Source organism: Nocardia sp. NPDC058518 (assembly GCF_042719655.1).
Taxonomy (GTDB): Bacteria; Actinomycetota; Actinomycetes; order Mycobacteriales; family Mycobacteriaceae; genus Nocardia.
Genome location: NZ_JBHXNJ010000050.1, coordinates 1 through 1,213, shown reverse-complemented (window position 1 = coordinate 1,213; position 1,213 = coordinate 1). Strand labels below are relative to the sequence as shown.

Here is a 1,213-nt window from a genome sequence, read left to right as displayed (position 1 = left end):
CACACCTCCCCAAATCGTAGCGGGGGGGGTGGGGGGGGGGGGGGGGGGGGGGGGGGGGGGCCCCCCCCCCCCCCGGGGGGGGGGCCCCCCCCGCCCCCCCCCCCCCCCCCCCCCGCTACGTCTTCCCGGCTGCCTCGCACGGTTTCTGATGGTGTAAACCGGACCGTATGAGCGAATCGCCCCTGTCCCTGGCCGACGTCACCCCCGAGCTGATGACCAAGGTCAGCGAAGGCACCTTCACCGACCTCATCGGCCTGCGCTACACCGAGGTCACCCCGGACCGGGTGCGTGGCGAATGGGAAGTACGCCCGGCGCTGTACCAGCCCGCGGGCATCCAGAACGGCGGCGTCTACTGCACCGTCATCGAAACCCTCGCCAGCGTCGGCGCCGGTGTCTGGTTCGGAGAGCGTGGATCGGTCGTCGGCGTCAACAACAACACCGACTTCCTGCGCGCCGTCCGTGAGGGCGTTCTCACCGGCGAGGCCACGCCCATCCACCGCGGCCGCAGCCAGCAACTCTGGGTCGTCGTCATCACCGATGCCGAGGGCCGCACCGTCGCCCGCGGCCAGGTCCGCCTGCAGAACCTCGCCGCCTAGCGGTCGACCGTCGTGACCCGCCATCCACCACGGTCGAGCACATCGACGATCAGCGCGCCGATATTCCACGCGTCGTCATCGCCGCGGTGGTGGGTGCCTTCGAGGGGGATGTCGGCGATCTGGAGCGCGCGGTCCATGCTCGGTCGTCGCCGCAGGTCGTAGGACTCGGCGAACACCTGTTTGGCGTTGGTGTGCTCGGGGCCGAACGGATACTCGACGCCGGTCGCCGCGCACTGGGCGCGGAACTGCTTGCGGTCGTAGTCGCCCCAACTCGCCCACGGCCGCTCGCCGGCCGCGAACTCGGCGGCCAGCACACGGCACGCGGCACCGAAATCGACACCCTCATCGACCTGCTCCTGGGTGAGCGTGGTGAGCTCGGTGCAGAAATCGCTCACCGTGGACCTGGTGGGACGCACGATGATCCCGTGCTTGCCCACCCTGGTTCGGGTGGCGAGATCGACCACGGTGATCCCGATCTCGATGATCTCGCTGGTCTGCCCGGTGGGCGGATCGCCTGCCCAGCAGGTGGCCTCCACGTCGACCACATTGAGCAGGCCGGTCCATTCGTTCATCCGTGTGACGGTACGGGCGTGTAGTGGCGCGCTCCAGCGATATTC

General features: G+C 69.8%; 2 protein-coding genes. One reads left to right on the top strand and one right to left on the bottom strand.

Annotated features, from left to right (window positions below):
* Positions 1 to 212: 212 nt before the first annotated feature.
* Complete coding sequence (locus ACFWPX_RS36925; RefSeq protein WP_378933757.1) at positions 213 to 596, top strand: PaaI family thioesterase; 384 nt, start codon at positions 213 to 215, stop codon at positions 594 to 596.
* Here the strand turns inward: ACFWPX_RS36925 and ACFWPX_RS36920 are convergent.
* Positions 593 to 1,168 carry an exonuclease domain-containing protein gene (locus tag ACFWPX_RS36920; RefSeq protein ID WP_378933754.1) on the bottom strand — a complete coding sequence of 192 codons (576 nt, stop codon included), beginning with the start codon at positions 1,166 to 1,168 and terminating at the stop codon, positions 593 to 595. The genes ACFWPX_RS36925 and ACFWPX_RS36920 overlap by 4 nt on opposite strands.
* Between the last annotated feature and the right edge of the window lie 45 nt (positions 1,169 to 1,213).